This is a genomic window from Mycolicibacter arupensis, assembly GCF_002086515.1.
Lineage (GTDB): Bacteria > Actinomycetota > Actinomycetes > Mycobacteriales > Mycobacteriaceae > Mycobacterium > Mycobacterium arupense.
In genome coordinates, this window is sequence record NZ_MVHH01000003.1 from 1 (window position 1) to 16,201 (window position 16,201).

Here is a 16,201-nt window from a genome sequence, read left to right on the forward strand (position 1 = left end):
GGTCGGCCAGGTGCGCTTCGGCCTGGGCCAGGGTACCGGCATCGATATCGGCGGGCAGGTAGCTGAAGAAGGAGCGGATCACCGCGATATGTGCGGTGCTGATGGTGCCGGCTCGTTGCGCGGTAGCCACCGTCGGCAGCACCGGTTCCAATGGTTCGCCGGTCAGGGTGCGGCGGGCCCCGAGTTCGGCGGCTTCGGCGATACGGCGTCCGGCTTCGCCGCGGGTGATGTGCAACTCGTCGGCCAGGACCCAGCGGGGCTTGCCACCGACCTCGGCCGGGTCGGCGGCGGCCAGCTGATTCACCAGTGGATGCTCCACCGCCGGCAGGCGGCGTCGCAGCTTCTCGCAGCGCCGCAGCAGCGCCACACATTCCCGCGGTGTCAACGCATCAAAGTCCAACTCCAACGCCCGATCCAGATCAGCCGAGAGCGCGTCGAAGGCTTCGACGACCTCCCCACGACCACTCGAACGCATGTGCTAAGACTAGCGGCGGGGTCCGACAAGCCGCGGAAACTCAATCACACCTAAAACCACAGTGACACAAGTGAATACAGTGACGGCGAGACCCAGCCCGATAGGGTGTCCCTAGCTGACTTCGGACAGCAGCTTCTCGGTCGGCGGGCGGCGCTGGGTCCAGGGCTGAACCGATTCGATCTCCGCGGCCAGTGAGATCAGCGTCGCCTCGTCGTTGGCCCGGGCAACCAGGTGTACCGCCTCGGGCAGGCCGTCGTCGGCGATACCGGTAGGCACGGAGATGGCCGGCTGACCGCTGTAGCACTGGGGGAAGGTGAACGGGATGAACTTGAGCATCTTCAGCATCGCCCGGGTCGGCCCGAGGCCCTCGAAGTAGCCCACCCGCACCGGCGGGATTGCCAGCACCGGGGTCATCAGGATGTCGAAGTCGGCGATCTTGCGTTGTGAGCGGGCGGTGATCCGGGGCTCCGAAGCCACAGCCCGATGCGCCAGCCAATCCGGGACCAAGCGGCTTGTTCGCGCTTCGGCCTGCATACGCCGTTCCAGCAGTTCGGTTTTCGGGAGGCGCTCGATCTCGTGGGCGAAACCGTTCATGAACAGTGCGAGCACCGCGGCGATACCCGTGATCGGATAGACCGGATCGCGCTCAACCACTTCGTGGCCCAGCGAGCGCAACAACTCCGCGGTTGCAAGGACCGGCCGGCGTACCTCATCGCTGACGTGAACCGGGACCACGGGCTTGAAGGACATCGCGATCCGCAGTCGCCGAGGAGCGGCCAGCAGTGTCTCCATCAGCGGGGGTGCCGGAGGCGGCGAAGGGATCTCATCGTCGGGTTCGGGGCCGGTCATGGCGTCGTGCAGTAGGGCGGCGTCCATGACGCTGCGCGCCAGCGGTCCGATGTGGTTGAGCCCGTGGAATCGGTAGGCCCGCTCCGGTGACTCCTTGGTGCTGACTCGGCCGCGCTGGCCCTTCAGGCCGACCAGTCCGCAGCAGGCCGCCGGGATGCGCACGGAGCCGCCGCTGTCGCTGCCGGTGGCGCCGGGCACCATGCCGGCGGCGACGGCTGCTGCCGAGCCGCCGCTGGAGCCGCCGGTGGTCCGGTAGAGATCCCACGGGTTGCGGGTCACGCCCCAGGTCGCCGACTCGCTCACCGGGTAGGCGCCGAACTCCGAGAGATGCGTCTTGCCGATGATCACCGCGCCTGCCGCCCGCAGCCGTCGCACGGCGGCGCTGTCGGTGCTCGCCGGGCCGGCGTCAATTCCGGTGCCGCACATGGAGGAAACGCCAGCGACGTCGGTGTCGTCCTTGACTGCTATCGGAACACCGGCCAACGGAAGGGCCTCGCCGGCGGCCAGCCGTCGCTCAACATCCGCCGCCTCGGCCATCGCCCGGTCGCCCAGCACGGTGCGGAAGGCGTTCAACACCGGGTCCAGCCGGGCGATCCGATCCAGGTACAGCGTCACCAGCTCGCGCGGGGACACCTCGCGTGCGCGCACCAACTGCGCCAAGCGCGCGACGCCGGCGAAGGCCAACTCATCATCGTGCGCGGCAGGCATTCTTGCGTCCTTTCCCCCGCGGACAACAATACCTACCGCGCGCCTGCGTAAACGTGTGTCCACGTTGGCGACACACTGAGAACTCGGGGAGGGTCAGTTACCCGTAGCGGGCTCGATGTTGTGGTTGAGGGTGAACCGGTTGGTCGGGTCCAGGCGCGCCTTGAGCTCGGCGAGACGCTGGTATCCGGCATCGCCGAAGGTCGCGCGAATGCGGTCTTGCCCTTCGTCGCCGACGAAGTTCAGGTAGGCGCTGTCCGGGCCCAGCGGCCGCAGAATCTCGAAAGCCTGCCGAGCCCACGCCGTGCAGCGCGCGCTGTCGGCGGGGTCGGTCCACGTCGCCATCAAATGAATGATGTACGGATGATCGCGGGCGACGATGGCCGTCGAGTCTGCCGGAACCCGGCTGGCGTAGCCGCCGAGCCGGATCAGGTGCAGCCGGGTCTGTGCCGACGGTCGTGACCGGCCGAGCAGAGCGATGCGCCGGATCGCCTCATCGGTGAGCTCGGTGACGAACAACGACTTCCAATAGTTGAGCCAGCCGTAGGGCGCGGTGTAGTCCAGGGCCTGCTGCCAGGTGGAGTAGTCCAGCTTGTGCTGAACGGCCACCACCGGCTTGGCCGATGCGCCCCGAACGTTGACCAGCGCGCTGACGTCGTCGTTGCCGATCGCGTCCGTCCGCGTCGAACAGGCCAGCACGTTGACCAGTGACTGGCTCGTCGTCAGGTCGGTGGAGAAGTCCAGGATGGAGGCCAGATGGTCGGGGGCATTGTCCATCTGGGCCCGGAAGTGCTTGAGTGCCGCCTCGGCGTCAGTGTCGGGGTAGGACTGCACGCCGGCCACCACCCCGTCGATCGGGTGCAATCGCAGCACGAACTGTGACACGACGCCGAAGTTGCCGCCCCCGCCACGCAGACCCCACAGGACTTCGGCGTTCTCGGTCTCGCTGACCGTCATCACCTCGCCCGAGGCCAACACCAGGGTGGCGCCGATCAGGTTGTCGCACGTCATGCCGTGGGCGCGGGAGAGCCACCCGATACCACCACCGAGCGAAAAGCCGCCGACGCCCGTCGTTGACACCACACCGCCCGGGCAGGCCAGGCCGTGGCGGCTGGTGACCGGGTCCACGTCACCCCAGGTCGCGCCCGCGTCGACGTAGGCGACGCGCGCTTGCGCGTCGACCCGGACCCCGCGCATCTGCGTCAGGTCGATGACGATGCCGCCCTCGGTGGCCGAGTGGCCGGCGACGCTGTGTCCGCCACTGCGCACGGCGATCTCGGCGCCGGAGTCCACGGCATACCGGACCGCGGCCACGATGTCGTCCTGCGAACGGCACTGCAACAGCACCCGGGGGCGCTTGTCGATCAAACCGTTGAATACCTGGCGCGCCTCCTCATAGCGGGCGTCGCCCGGGTAGAGGGCGTCGCCGGTGAAGCCGGGCACGGTGGGGGTGGTGGCTGTCATCGCATCCTTAACAGATCAGCGCGGCGAGCTCACTCGTCGCGAAGTTCGGTCGCCGGCGTGGACCGGGTGCTCTTCCAGGCGGGAATGATGGCGGCGAAGACGGCGGCGACGGTGGCCAGTACCGCGTAGAGGACGGCGTCGGTCCAGGGAAACACCAACGGGGTGATCAAACCGACGTTGACGACGGCCGCCCTGCGCACGGCTTCGGAGATCGCGATCGAGAGCACCGCCCCGAACAGGCCACCGGCGGCGCCGGCGACGACCGCCTCGATCGTGGTGATGCTGAACACCCGCGTGCGGGTGGCACCCAGGGCCTGGATCAGGGCGACCTCACGCCTGCGTCGGATCCCGACCAGCAGCAGCGTGGACAGCACCGAGATGAAGGCGATCGCCAACAGTCCGTACTTGAGTGTGTTCAGCGGGGTGAGGTACCGCCCGATCGAGGTCGCGATGTCAGAGGCGTAGCCGTCGGTGTCCACCGCGGTGAGTGGCTGGTCGAACTGCGCTGCCTGGATGTTCTCGATGACCTGGCCGGCGGTGAATCCATCCGCGGGAGTGGCGAAGATCAGCCCGGCCGGCTGGGGGCCGTAGATCTGTTCGGCGATCGAGTACGGCATGTAGATCCGGCGGCCGCCGTATTCCGGAGTAGCCACGATGGTGCCGATGCTCATCGCCTGTGCGTCGAGTCCACTTCCGAAAACGAGAGTGTCACCGATGTGGAGGTTCTTCTCACGTGCCAGAACGCTGCCGATGACGACCTGATTGGCTTTCTGGCTAGCCTCCGGGGATTGCCCGGCGAGTAATCCGAACGGAAATGTCGGACGGTCCTGGGCTTGAATATGCGCTAGCGACCCGTCTTTGAGACTGATCTCGATTTCGGCCATCCGCTCGGTCTTTTCCACGCCGGCCACCGAGTTCAGTTTGGTGACCGTCTGCGGGGCGAATCGCGCGTCAATGGGGCCGTAATCGGCGAACTGTGTCGTGGTGATCGCAATGCGGCCGTCCGCCTGCGATTCGGCGACTTTGGTGGCGCCGATGTGGATAGCCACCAGGAACCCGGACAGCAGGATGGCCACGACGACGGGAACCGCAATGGCGCCCGAGATGGCCGCGGTGCGCGACCGGTCCGACCGCAGGGCATTGAGTGCGATGGTCAGCGTCGCCCCGCTCGCCTTGTCGGGCTTGGGGCGCACGCTGGTGATCGCCTGCGCACTCAGGTAGGCCGTGGCCAACAGCAGTCCGATCAGCGCGACCACCGCACCGATATCGGCGATGATGGCCTGCCAGGCGACGAGGGCGCCGGACAGCGTCGCCAGCCAGGCCGCGATCACGCCGGAGAGCCCGATAGCCAGCAGGAGCAGCGCTTTGAACCAGATCTTGCGCGAAGTGGTCTGTTCCTGGGCCGCGCGACCCGACAGCTCGGACGCGATGGGCGTGTTGGACGCCGACAAGGCGGGGCCTATCGCGGCCCCGACCGCCAGTGCGATGCCGGCCACGATGCCCACGATCAGAATCACCGGCTTGAGGATCACCGGCACGGTGACGCCCACAAAGCGCTCGGTCAACTCGCTGGCACTGGCCACGATGGGTTCGGAGATCACGATCCCGGTCAGCACACCCATTGCCGAGCCCACGGCCCCCAACAAGGCGGCCTCGCTGAGAAAGCCGGTCATGATCGACGCCGGGGACGCGCCCAGCGCGGAGGCGATAGCGATCTCGCGGCGGCGCTCCTCGACCGAGAGCCGGGTGATCTGGGTGATCAGGATGACCCCGACACCGATCGAGATCAGGGCGAAGATGCCCAACAGGGGCAGTAGCACGTCATTGACGTTGTAGCCCTTGGCCGGCTCGCTGCGGGGCTGCACGTTGTAGGTGGGGCCGAGCGTGGTCTTCAGGCGCTGCTGAACCTCGCCGGCGTCGGCGTCTTTGTCCAGGGTCACATACAGCATGTCCACCCGGTCGCCGCGGGCGAACTGCACCTTCGCCATGCTCAGCGGCAGCACCGCGACCAGGCCGTTGTTGACGTCGTCGAGGTCGGACACCCGCTGGAACTTTTCCAACGACAGTTGCCCGACGTCGGTGACCAGGGTGGCCGAATCATTCAGCGAGTCGCCCAGGGATTTCGAGATCGCCGGCGGGGGCTCGGCCTGCCCTGCCTGGCAGACCTTCGGGTCGACGATCCACTGGGCCGAGCAGTCCACGCCCAAGGCCAGTCCGAAGCTCTCTTTGCCGTCGTTGCGGATCATCGTGACACCGCGAATGACCGGCACCACGGCCCCGACTCCGGGCACGGCACGGGCGTCGTCGACGACGGTGGGGTTGATGCCGCCACGGGTGGCCGCACCGACCACGCGCAGCGGCGCGGGCCCGGCGATCTGGTAACCGACGTCCTCGACCGCCTTGGAGACGCTGGTGACCTCGATCATGACGGCCACCACGACGGCGACGCCGCCACCGAGGGAGAAAGCGGCCAGTGCGGCCCGGAAAGCGTGTTTACGGACGGCTCGGAAGTTGATTATCCGGAGCAGGCCGAAAGTCGCGGCTAGTGTTCCGCGAGCCATGTCACATTGTTTGCCGCGTGAGCCATTCCGCTGTCGGTCTCGACTTCGCCGTCGAGCAGCGAAATCAGGCGGGGTGCGTCGTCCGCAATTTTCCGGTCGTGGGTCACCAAAACAATTGTCTGGCCGGCGGCATTCAGGTTATAGAGGGCGTCGATAACGCGCTGGCCATTTACCGTGTCCAGGTTTCCGGTCGGTTCGTCGGCGAGAATGACGTCGGGCTTCATGAAAAGCGCGCGCGCCACGGCGACACGTTGTTGCTCACCGCCGGACAATTCCGACGGGACGCGCTTGGACTTGGCGGCCAGGCCGACCTGGTCGAGCAGGCTCATCGCATGTGCGTGCTGGCTGCGGCCCGATTTGCCTGCCAGCAGGCCCGGGAGCATGACGTTCTCGACCACGGAGAGGCCTGCCAGGAGATTGAAGGCCTGGAAGACGTAGCCCAGTGTCTGACAGCGCACGGTGGCCAGTTGCCGGCGCGAGAGCTGCGACACGCTCTGGCCGTTGATGAGGACATCGCCGCTGGTCGGCAGGTCCAGCAGCCCAAGGATGCTGAGCAGGGTGGACTTGCCCGAACCGGAGGGGCCGACCATGGCGACGAATTCGCCACGGGTTATCTGGATATTGATGTTGCGCAAAATGGGAGTGGCGGTGTCGCCCTCACCGAACTGCTTGTTGAGATTGCGTGCCTCAAGGACCACGGGCGGGCGAAGAACGACCGGCGGCGTGTGTCCGTTCCGGTTGAGCTCGATATCCACGGTGTGCATCTCGGTCCTGATCTTGAATCTCCAGCGGGCGTCGTAATACAGCCGATCATGCCCGCGTTGGGCGCGTTTCTCAATTCCTTACGCACTCCGCGAAGTTGGTGCGTTACGCGGCGCTCTGGGCCGATCATACCGACGTTGCGCGCCTGCTGAAAATCGTTCGGCGCTGAGCCCGACCACGGGAAGCGGCCCTGGTCCCGCGGCCGCCCCGCGGTCAGCCACCGGCACCGGATGCCCTCACTTGGTCAGAATGTGCGCTCTGACCTGGGGCTATTTGAGTCATGAATTTGCGGCCACCCAAGTGCACCATGCTCCGGTCAGGTGCGCCGAGCGGCAGCGGTGGCCGGGTGCACAGCCACCAGGCCGAGTTCGTTGCGGCGCTCGCAGATCGCGGCCAATTCCGCATAGGCCTTAGCTCCCAGCAACTCGGTCAGCTCGGGCGCCAGGCTCTGCCAGACCTGCCGTGCGCCGACGTGTGTCGCCGGGTCCCCAGTGCAGTACCAGTTCAGATCCTCACCGCCCGGCCCCCAGCCGCGGCGGTCGAATTCGGTGATCGTGGTCTTGAGGATCTCCGTGTCGTCGGGCCGAGTGATCCAGTCCTGGCTGCGGCGAATGGGCAGCTGCCAGCACACCTCGGGTTTCATCGTCAGGGGCTCCACGCCCAGCCGGACGGCTTTGAGGTGCAGCGCGCATCCCGCGCCACCGGAAAACCCGGGGCGGTTCAAGAAGATGCAGGCCCCTTTGACGGTCCGGGTGCGCAATTGCTCCTCGCCGTCGTTCTCGTCGTACTCCAGATAGCCCTTCTTGCCCAGGCCTTTGTCGCGCAGCTGCCAGTCGGCTTCGGTCAGCTGGGCTACCGCGTCATCGAGATTGGCCCGGTCGTCGTCGTCACACAGGAACGCGCCGTGCGAACAGCATCCGTCGTCGGGCCGACCGGCCACGATGCCCTGGCAGGCCGGAGTCCCGAAGACGCAACTCCAGCGGGACAACAACCAGGTCAGATCGGCGGCGATCAGATGTTCTGGGTTGTCGGGGTCGTAGAACTCCACCCACTCGCGGGGGAAGTCCAGGTCCACCTCACCAGGGTGCGAACGGGGCTTGGCCGGGGTCACGAAACTCCACGCTAGACCAGAAATTCACGTTGCCTCACCATGTCCGGGTCGCGCCCCACTAAGTTGGGTGCGTGCGATTAGGGGTGCTCGACGTCGGCAGCAACACCGTCCACCTATTGGTGGTCGATGCCCACCGGGGCGGTCACCCGACTCCGATGAGTTCGACCAAGGCCACGCTGCGGTTGGCAGAGGCCACCGACAGCTCCGGCAAGATCACCCGGCGCGGCGCCGACAGGCTGGTCTCGACGGTCGCCGAATTCGCCACGATCGCAGCGAGTTCGGGCTGTGCTGAGTTGGTCGCGTTCGCCACTTCGGCGGTGCGTGACGCGTCCAACTCCGAGGACGTGCTGGCGCGGGTGCGCTCGGAGGCCGGTGTTGAGCTACAGGTACTGGCCGGGGAGGACGAATCCCGGCTGACCTTCTTGGCGGTGCGGCGCTGGTTCGGCTGGAGCGCCGGGCGGATCAACAACCTCGACATCGGCGGCGGATCGCTGGAGATGTCCAGCGGAGTCGATGAGGAGCCCGATGTGGCGCTGTCGCTGCCCTTGGGCGCCGGCCGGCTCACCCGCGAGTGGCTGACGGAGGACCCGCCCGGACGGCGGCGGGTGGCGATGCTGCGGGACTGGCTGGACACTGAACTGGCGGGCGCGGCGGCTGCCGTACTGGACGCCGGCCCGCCCGACCTGGCGGTCGCGAGCTCCAAGACTTTTCGTTCGCTGGCCCGGCTCACCGGTGCGGCTCCGTCGGCCGCCGGGCCACGGGTTCGGCGCACATTGACCGCCACCGGCCTTAGGCAGCTCATATCATTCATCTCTAGGATGACCACGGCTGATCGGGCCGAATTGGAAGGAGTGAGCGCCGAGCGGGCGCCACAGATCGTGGCCGGTGCTCTGGTGGCGGAAGCGAGCATGCGAGCGCTGTCTATCGAAACGGTGGAGATTTGCCCGTGGGCGCTGCGGGAGGGTCTGATCCTGCGGCGGCTCGACAGTGAAGCCGACGGTGTGACCCTGCTCGGATCTACCGCCATGAAGAACCTCGCCGCGGCACGGTCGAAGGGAGGGGATCGATGACCGAATCCAAGCCCGACCCCCGCGATGTCGAGACGCGACCCATCTCGGTCGCCGAACTGCTCGCCAAAAACGGCAGCATCGGTTCGCCGCCGGTAACCGGCCGGCGCCGGCGCAGACGCGGCAACGCCGACGCCGTCACCGTCGCCGAACTGACCGGCGAGATACCAATCATCCGGGATGAGGCCCCACCGGAGCCTGCGCCCGAGCCCCCTCCCGTAGCCAGTGTCGACGGCGAGCCCAGCGGGGCGCTGCCGATCGGACCGGCGCCCGGTTTCGTCGAAGACGACCAGCCCACGACCGGACCCCGCCCCGCGCAACCGGCAGAGCCCGCCCAACGACGCCCCGCCGAGCCGCGCTGGCCCAAGTCCCCACCGCAGCCCCCGCGCGTCACCGGCCCGCTGCAGAGCCCCTACCCGCGGCCCCTACGTCGGTCCGAGCAACCCGTCGTCGAGAACAAGCAGCCCGAAGAGGCCCACACGGCGGGTTCTGGTGCCGAGCGGATGCGGCCGGATCCGGTGGATACCTACACCGCGATCGACCTCGATGCGCTTGCTGCCGAGGCCCGCGGCGCCGAGCTGTCCACCGGCGACTCCGCCTTCGTGCGGTCGATCCTGACCCAGGGCGGCCCCACCGAGCGTGCGAGCGGGTCAGCCCTGGCCGCAGACCCCGACGTCGACGCCGAGGACGCCGGCGGTGACGGTACGAGTGCCGAGGCCGATTCCGCCGACCAGTACGTCGGCCGACCGGGCGTGGTCGGCGGCCTTCTGGTGGTGCTGCAGTCGATCCTGGCGGTGGCCTTCGGGGGTGGCCTGTTCATCGCCTTTGACCAGCTGTGGCGGTGGAACAGCATCGTGGCCCTGGTGCTCACGGTCCTGGTCACCCTGGGTCTGGTGGCCGCGGTCCAGGCGGTCCGCAAGACCGTCGACATCGTCAGCACACTGATCGCGGTGGCGGTCGGTTTGCTGGTCACACTGGGGCCGCTGGCGCTGCACGCCAATTAGCCGTTCAGTATTAGTCCGTGCGCCCTGCCATCAAGGTCGGATTGTCGACCGCGTCGGTCTACCCGCTACGGGCCGAGGCCGCCTTCGAATACGCCGCCCGGCTCGGCTACGACGGCATCGAACTCATGGTCTGGGGCGAATCAGTCAGCCAGGACATCGGTGCCGTCAAGCGGCTGTCACGCAAGTATCGGGTCCCGGTGCTCTCGGTGCACGCGCCCTGCTTGTTGATCTCGCAACGCGTATGGGGCTCCAACCCGATCGCGAAGCTGGAACGCAGCGTGCGAGCCGCCGAACAGCTCGACGCCCAGACCGTGGTGGTCCATCCGCCGTTTCGCTGGCAGCGGCGGTACGCCGACGGATTCAGCGACCAGGTCGCCGAATTGGAGTCCGCCAGCGACGTGGCGGTTGCCGTGGAGAACATGTTCCCGTTCCGTGCCGACCGGTTCTTCGGCGCCGATCAGTCCCGCGAGCGGATGCGCCGTCGCGGTGGTGGACCCGGCGCGGGTATCTCGGCGTTCGCGCCCTCGCACGATCCGCTCGACGGCAACCACGCGCATTACACCCTGGATCTGTCCCACACCTCGACAGCCGGCGCTGACGGGCTGGAGATGGCGCGCCGGATGGGTTCGGGCCTGACACACCTGCACCTGTGCGACGGCACCGGATTGCCGGCCGACGAGCATCTGGTGCCCGGTCGTGGGGACCAGCCCACCGCCGAGGTGTGTCAGCTGCTGGCCGCCAGCGACTTCACCGGTCACGTGGTGCTGGAGGTGACCACCGCGCAGGCGCGGACGCCGCAGGAGCGTGAGGCGTTGCTGGCCGAATCGCTGCAGTTTGCCCGGACGCACCTGCTGCGCTGATCGCGCACCTGCTGACCGCTGAGACACGAGGAGCACACGCGTGACCGCATCCACCCTCTTCACCGACGCCATGGCCCTGGAGCGCATCGACGGCCACGACCGCGGTGACGATGTGGCGGTGTTCTCCGGGGAGCTCAACGAGCATTGGACCATCGGACCGAAGGTGCACGGCGGAGCGATGCTCGCGTTGTGCGCCAACGCCGCCCGCACCGCGCACGGTGGCGGACTGCAGCCGGTCGCGGTGTCCGCCAGCTATCTGTGGGCGCCCGACCCCGGTCGGATGCAACTGGTGGCCACGATCCGCAAGCGTGGCCGCCGCGTCAGCCTCGTCGATGTCGAACTCAACCAGGGCGAGCGCACCGCGGTACGCGCCGTCGTCACCCTCAGCGAGCCCGAGCATCAAGCCCCGCCTTTGCTGTCGTTCAACCCGGTGGTTCCGCTGATGACGCCCGAGCCGCCGCCCGGTCTGGAGCCGATAGGACCGGGCCATCCGATGGAGCACATCGTGCATCTGGCGCACGGGTGCGATATCCGGCCGGCGCTGACCACGCTGGGTCCTCGCTCAGACGGCGGCCCGCCGGTGATCGAGATGTGGGTGCGGCCCAAGGGTGCCGTGCCCGATGTGCTCTTTGCGCTGCTGTGCGGCGACGTGTCGGCGCCGGTCACCTATGCCGTCAATCGCCACGGTTGGGCGCCCACCGTCCAGCTGACGGCCTATCTACGTGCCATCCCGGCCGACGGCTGGCTGCGGGTGATCTGCAGCTGCGTGCAGATCGGCCAGGACTGGTTCGACGAGGACCACACCGTGGTCGACTGCGAGGGCCGAATCGTGGTGCAGACCCGACAACTGGCGATGGTGCCGAGCCGGTAGCGACCCGCCGCGCGTGGCTGCGCCACGCTTGCGATCGCCCGGCTTTTATTTGCGGGCGACCCGCCGCGCGTGGCTGCGCCACGCTTGCGATCGCCCGGTCTGACATGCTGTCGCCATGGCCAGAATTGCGATCATCGGCGGCGGAAACATGGGCGAAGCGCTGCTGGCGGGACTGCTCGCCGCCGGTCGCCCAGTCAAGGACCTGGTGGTCGCCGAGCGGTACAGCGAGCGGGCTCGGCAGCTGTCCGAGAAGTACTCGGTGCTGGTCACGTCGGTCGCTGATGCGGTCGAGAACGCTGCCATCGTGATCGTCGCGGTCAAGCCGCAGGACGTGGACTCTGTGATCGAGGAGTTCGCCAAGAGTGTCACCGCGTCCTCCGGGGACACTGCCGAACAGGTGCTGGTGACGATCGTGGCCGGACTCACCACCGGCTATGTGGAGTCCAAGCTGCCGGCGGGCGCCGCGGTGGTGCGTGTGATGCCCAACACCCCGGTCAAGGTCGGTGCAGGCGCCAGCGCGCTGGCCAAGGGACGGTTCCCCAGCAACGAGCAGGTCGCCGATGTGGCCGCCCTGTTCGATTGCGTCGGAACGGTGGCGATCGTTCCGGAGGAACAGCTGGACGCGGTCACCGCGGTGTCCGGCTCAGGGCCGGCGTATTTCTTCTTGATGGTCGAGGCCTTGGTGGATGCCGGGGTCGCGGCGGGGCTGAGCCGGCAGGCGGCCACCGACTTGGCGGTCCAGACGATGGCCGGTTCGGCGCAGATGCTGCTGGACGACGGTGGGGCCGGTGGGGGAGCTGCGAATGCCGGAATCGATACCACTCCGGCCTACCTGAGAGCGATGGTGACGTCCCCTGGCGGCACCACAGCAGCGGCTTTACGCGAATTGGAGGCCGGTGGCCTGCGGACCTCGGTCGATCGGGCGGTCCAGGCGGCAAAAACCCGCTCTGAGCAGCTAAGAATTACATCCGAGTAGTTCACTTATTTTTCACATATTGGCCCTCAGTAGTCGCAGGAACCCCATCTGTCCCGCTATTCTCCTTTTGTCTGTGCGTGTGGGCGCAGCGGAGGGGAAGCCGCTGAGACTGCACGTGCCTGATTGAAATGGGTAACGATGACGTCTGCGAACGGGCCTTCGGCGCGTGACACGACACAATTTCTCACCGTGGCCGAGGTGGCCGCGCTGATGCGGGTCAGCAAGATGACGGTGTACCGCTTGGTGCACAACGGCGAGCTGCCCGCGGTACGGGTGGGGCGGTCCTTCCGGGTGCACGCCAAAGCGGTGCACGACCTGCTGGAAACGTCCTTCTTCGACGCGGGCTAAGCGCCGGTCGTCACGCAAGCGCCCCCCGGGCGTCGCCGCACGGCGACGCCCGGGGTCGGCTGTGCTGGCGGCCCGGCCAGGTGCGGTTTTCCGGTCCGTGCCTGCCTACGGGTAAAGTAACCGGGTCGATCAAGTTCAGCGGCGCCCACTCGTCGGCGCGGGCAGAAGCAGATAGCGGAGTTCATGGGTTCAGTCATCAAGAAGCGGCGCAAGCGCATGTCGAAGAAGAAGCACCGCAAGCTGCTTCGCCGTACCCGCGTGCAGCGCAGAAAACTCGGCAAGTAACCCGCTGGGGCCCGTCCACTTTCAGGTAAGCCGAAGCCGATGCCGGTATTGCTTTTCCGGCCCGGCCGTTAGGCTGACGGGGTGGACGAGGCCGGACCCCCGAGCGACGGCACGCGAAGTGACTCCCGGCATTACCCCAAGGTTGTGTTGGTCACCGGTGCGTGCCGCTTCCTGGGTGGTTTCCTCACCGCGAGACTCACGCAGAACCCGTTGATCAATCGGGTGATCGCTGTGGATGCGGTCATGCCGAGCAAGGACATGCTGCGTCGAATGGGGCGCGCCGAGTTTGTCCGTGCCGACATCCGCAACCCCTTTATCGCCAAGGTGATTCGAAACAGCGAAGTCGACACCGTCGTGCATGCCGCGGCGGCGTCCTACGTGCCGAGATCTGGCGGGGGCGCGGCGCTCAAAGAGTTCAACGTGATGGGCGCGATGCAGTTGTTCGCCGCCTGTCAGAAGGCCCCGTCGGTGCGGCGGGTGGTGCTCAAGTCGACCTCAGAGGTCTATGGGTCCTGCTCTCGCGACCCGGTGCTGTTCTCCGAGGACACCTCAAGTCGCCGGCCGCCCACCCAGGGCTTTCCTCGCGACAGCATCGACATCGAGGGCTACGCCCGCGGGCTGGGAAGGCGTCGGCCCGACATCGCGGTCACCATCTTGCGGATGGCCAACATGATCGGCCCGGCCATGGATACCGCGCTGTCGCGCTATCTGGCCGGCCCGCTGGTTCCGATGGTGCTGGGCCGAGACGCGCGCCTGCAGCTGCTGCACGAGCAAGACGCACTGGGCGCATTGGAGCGGGCCACCACGGCCGGCAAGGCCGGCACCTTCAACATCGGCGCGGACGGCATCATCATGATGTCGCAGGCGATCCGCCGGTCTGGCCGCATTCCGATCCCACTGCCCGGCGTCGGCCTGTGGGCATTGGACTCACTGCGGCGGGCGAACAACTACACCGAGATCAACCGGGAGCAGCTCGATTATCTGAGCTTTGGTCGGGTGATGGACACGACTAGAATGCGAACCGAACTTGGTTACAGCACCAAGTGGACCACCGCAGAAGCATTCGATGACTATGTGCGTGGTCGAGGGCTCAGCCCGATCGTTGACCCCAAGTGGGTCCGTTCGGTGGAGCAGCGAACGGTGAGCGCAGCGCAGCGCCTGGGGGAAATAGGCGTCAACAAGGTGCGGGGAGGGTAACGCATGGCGGATGATTCGAGGGCGAAAGTCATTCCGCTGCACAAGCATTCAGGATCTGTGCGGCGACATCCATCAGCACTGGGCAGCCCGTCCAAACAGGCCTCCACAAGACAGACCGCAGCAGTTGTCAGCGAGCTTGACGAGCGCCGCGGAGGGACCGGTGCGTCGGTGCCGGCACCGCCCACCCCGAGCGAGTTCACCAGCAGGGTGGCCGCCATTGCGGCGTTCCTGCGGGAGCGCATCACCGGGGATTACCAGGTCGACGAATTCGGGTTCGATCCGCACTTCAACGAGGCCGTCGTGCTCCCGTTGCTGCGGATGTTCTTCAACGACTGGTTCCGCGTCGAGGTCAGCGGTATCGAGAACCTTCCCGTCGAGGGGCCCGCGCTGGTGGTGGCCAACCACGCCGGAGTGTTGCCGATGGACGCCCTGATGCTGTCGGTGGCGGTCCACGACCACCATCCCGACCACCGGAACCTGCGGATGCTCGCCGCTGACCTGGTCTTCGATCTGCCGATGATCGGCCCGACCGCCCGAAAAGCCGGCCACACCATGGCCTGCACGGCTGATGCCAATCGGCTACTGGAGAGCGGCGAACTGACCGCTGTGTTCCCCGAGGGCTACAAGGGCCTGGGCAAGCGCTTCAAGGACCGCTACAAGCTGCAGCGTTTCGGGCGCGGGGGCTTCGTCTCGGCGGCGCTGCGCAGCAAGGCCCCGATCGTGCCGTGCTCGATCGTCGGCTCCGAAGAGATCTACCCGATGATCGCCGACGTCAAGCTGCTGGCCCGGTTGCTGGGTGTGCCCTATTTCCCGATCACGCCGCTGTTCCCGCTGGCAGGGCCCGCAGGTCTGGTGCCGATGCCGTCCAAGTGGCACATCGCCTTCGGTGAGCCGATTCCGACCACCGACTACGAGGCCGGTGCCGCTGAGGACCCCATGGTCACCTTCGAGCTGACCGACCAGGTGCGCGAGACCATCCAGCAGACGCTGTACCGGCTGCTGGCCGGCCGCCGCAACATGTTCTTCGGCTGAGCCGCGCGGAGCCGCGCTCACTCCGTGAGATTGCGGTCAGGGCTGTGCGGAAGGCGTGCCCACAGCCGCACGCGCAATCTCAGCGGCCAAGCGGCCTACTTTTTGCCCAGCGCCCGGTCGCGCATCGCCTCCAGGGCGGCGATCGTCTTGGCCTCGGTGTCGGCGTCCTGGTTGACCGACTCACCGAGCATGGTGACCACACTGGTCACCACCGGCTCGCCGTTGGCGTCGGTGACCTCGCTGCGGACCTCACTGACCACCGTGCCGTGCGACTCGATCACCGAGTCCAGATAGGTGTCGAAGAACAGCTTGTCACCGGCCACGATCGGCCGGTGAAAGGTGAACTTCTGGTCGCGGTGCAGCACCCGGGCGATGTTGATCGGGAGGTCGAACTTGTCGAAGATCTCCAGCTGCACCTGTCGGCCGGCGACCGCGAGAAAGGTCAGCGACGCCACCAGCGCGGAGTGCCCGGACTCGGCTGCCGCGGCCTCGTCGAAATGGGCCGGATGCTCGTCTTTGACGGAGCGGGCGAACTCGCGAATCTTCTCCCGGCTGACCTCGAAGTAGTCCGGGAACCGGTAGTGGGCTCCGACCATTCGCTGTGACTCGGTGTGTACTGACATGCCGGTTTACC

At 67.1% G+C, this 16,201-nt stretch carries 16 protein-coding genes; 9 read left to right on the forward strand and 7 right to left on the reverse strand.

From position 1 onward, the window contains the following. The 6 genes from BST15_RS02365 to BST15_RS02390 all read right to left on the reverse strand — a co-directional run. On the reverse strand, nt 1-475 hold a 475-nt coding region (locus BST15_RS02365; RefSeq protein WP_133053189.1), incomplete at its 3' end, for a DUF222 domain-containing protein. Between the two features lie 111 nt (nt 476-586). Then, nucleotides 587-2,032, reverse strand: a complete 1,446-nt coding sequence (locus BST15_RS02370) for an amidase family protein (RefSeq protein WP_046190872.1) — start codon at nt 2,030-2,032, stop codon at nt 587-589. A 93-nt stretch (nt 2,033-2,125) separates the two neighbouring features. Next, entirely contained in the window at nt 2,126-3,493 is a 1,368-nt protein-coding gene (locus tag BST15_RS02375; RefSeq protein WP_046190873.1) for an FAD-binding oxidoreductase, read from the reverse strand. Between the two features lie 29 nt (nt 3,494-3,522). Beyond that, nucleotides 3,523-6,054, reverse strand: a complete 2,532-nt coding sequence (locus tag BST15_RS02380; protein WP_234708262.1) for an FtsX-like permease family protein — start codon at nt 6,052-6,054, stop codon at nt 3,523-3,525. After that, the gene (locus tag BST15_RS02385) at nt 6,036-6,818 is read right to left on the reverse strand and encodes an ABC transporter ATP-binding protein (protein WP_234708263.1); all 783 of its coding nucleotides are present in this window, start codon (nt 6,816-6,818) and stop codon (nt 6,036-6,038) included. The genes BST15_RS02380 and BST15_RS02385 overlap by 19 nt, the downstream gene beginning before the upstream one ends. Before the next feature lie 314 nt (nt 6,819-7,132). After that, on the reverse strand, nt 7,133-7,927 hold the full coding sequence (locus BST15_RS02390) for a DUF3109 family protein (protein WP_046190874.1): 795 nt from the start codon (nt 7,925-7,927) through the stop codon (nt 7,133-7,135). A gap of 71 nt (nt 7,928-7,998) precedes the next feature. On the opposite strand from BST15_RS02390, the gene BST15_RS02395 reads away from it, so the two are divergent. From BST15_RS02395 to BST15_RS02435, 9 genes are all read left to right on the forward strand, one after another. Then, entirely contained in the window at nt 7,999-8,997 is a 999-nt protein-coding gene (locus BST15_RS02395) for a Ppx/GppA family phosphatase (protein WP_046190875.1), read from the forward strand. Further along, nucleotides 8,994-9,998 carry a hypothetical protein gene (locus BST15_RS02400; protein ID WP_046190876.1) on the forward strand — a complete coding sequence of 335 codons (1,005 nt, stop codon included), beginning with the start codon at nt 8,994-8,996 and terminating at the stop codon, nt 9,996-9,998. The genes BST15_RS02395 and BST15_RS02400 overlap by 4 nt, the downstream gene beginning before the upstream one ends. Before the next feature lie 17 nt (nt 9,999-10,015). Then, complete coding sequence (locus BST15_RS02405; protein ID WP_046190877.1) at nt 10,016-10,858, forward strand: sugar phosphate isomerase/epimerase family protein; 843 nt, start codon at nt 10,016-10,018, stop codon at nt 10,856-10,858. A gap of 40 nt (nt 10,859-10,898) precedes the next feature. Continuing rightward, on the forward strand, nt 10,899-11,729 hold the full coding sequence (locus tag BST15_RS02410) for a thioesterase family protein (RefSeq protein ID WP_046190878.1): 831 nt from the start codon (nt 10,899-10,901) through the stop codon (nt 11,727-11,729). A gap of 115 nt (nt 11,730-11,844) precedes the next feature. Further along, the gene (proC, locus tag BST15_RS02415) at nt 11,845-12,705 is read left to right on the forward strand and encodes a pyrroline-5-carboxylate reductase (RefSeq protein WP_046190879.1); all 861 of its coding nucleotides are present in this window, start codon (nt 11,845-11,847) and stop codon (nt 12,703-12,705) included. 138 nt (nt 12,706-12,843) lie between these two features. Continuing rightward, complete coding sequence (locus tag BST15_RS02420; RefSeq protein ID WP_024442553.1) at nt 12,844-13,053, forward strand: helix-turn-helix domain-containing protein; 210 nt, start codon at nt 12,844-12,846, stop codon at nt 13,051-13,053. Between the two features lie 183 nt (nt 13,054-13,236). After that, the gene (locus tag BST15_RS02425) at nt 13,237-13,338 is read left to right on the forward strand and encodes a 30S ribosomal protein bS22 (RefSeq protein ID WP_003402602.1); all 102 of its coding nucleotides are present in this window, start codon (nt 13,237-13,239) and stop codon (nt 13,336-13,338) included. A gap of 81 nt (nt 13,339-13,419) precedes the next feature. Continuing rightward, entirely contained in the window at nt 13,420-14,535 is a 1,116-nt protein-coding gene (locus BST15_RS02430) for an SDR family oxidoreductase (protein WP_046191489.1), read from the forward strand. 3 nt (nt 14,536-14,538) lie between these two features. Then, nucleotides 14,539-15,567: a lysophospholipid acyltransferase family protein gene (locus BST15_RS02435; RefSeq protein ID WP_046191490.1), complete on the forward strand. Its 1,029-nt coding sequence runs from the start codon at nt 14,539-14,541 to the stop codon at nt 15,565-15,567. A gap of 95 nt (nt 15,568-15,662) precedes the next feature. Here the strand turns inward: BST15_RS02435 and BST15_RS02440 are convergent, their stop codons facing one another. After that, nucleotides 15,663-16,190: an FAS1-like dehydratase domain-containing protein gene (locus tag BST15_RS02440; protein WP_046191491.1), complete on the reverse strand. Its 528-nt coding sequence runs from the start codon at nt 16,188-16,190 to the stop codon at nt 15,663-15,665. Between the last annotated feature and the right edge of the window lie 11 nt (nt 16,191-16,201).

What these genes read in the sequence shown, in the direction of transcription:
- BST15_RS02440 (WP_046191491.1), bottom strand. Translation starts at nt 16,190, where the DNA reads ATGTCAGTACACACCGAGTCACAGCGAATGGTCGGAGCCCACTACCGG.
- BST15_RS02385 (WP_234708263.1), bottom strand. Translation starts at nt 6,818, where the DNA reads ATGCACACCGTGGATATCGAGCTCAACCGGAACGGACACACGCCGCCG.
- BST15_RS02380 (WP_234708262.1), bottom strand. Translation starts at nt 6,054, where the DNA reads ATGGCTCGCGGAACACTAGCCGCGACTTTCGGCCTGCTCCGGATAATC.
- BST15_RS02375 (WP_046190873.1), bottom strand. Translation starts at nt 3,493, where the DNA reads ATGACAGCCACCACCCCCACCGTGCCCGGCTTCACCGGCGACGCCCTC.
- BST15_RS02370 (WP_046190872.1), bottom strand. Translation starts at nt 2,032, where the DNA reads ATGCCTGCCGCGCACGATGATGAGTTGGCCTTCGCCGGCGTCGCGCGC.
- proC (WP_046190879.1), top strand. Translation starts at nt 11,845, where the DNA reads ATGGCCAGAATTGCGATCATCGGCGGCGGAAACATGGGCGAAGCGCTG.
- BST15_RS02400 (WP_046190876.1), top strand. Translation starts at nt 8,994, where the DNA reads ATGACCGAATCCAAGCCCGACCCCCGCGATGTCGAGACGCGACCCATC.
- BST15_RS02420 (WP_024442553.1), top strand. Translation starts at nt 12,844, where the DNA reads ATGACGTCTGCGAACGGGCCTTCGGCGCGTGACACGACACAATTTCTC.
- BST15_RS02425 (WP_003402602.1), top strand. Translation starts at nt 13,237, where the DNA reads ATGGGTTCAGTCATCAAGAAGCGGCGCAAGCGCATGTCGAAGAAGAAG.
- BST15_RS02435 (WP_046191490.1), top strand. Translation starts at nt 14,539, where the DNA reads ATGGCGGATGATTCGAGGGCGAAAGTCATTCCGCTGCACAAGCATTCA.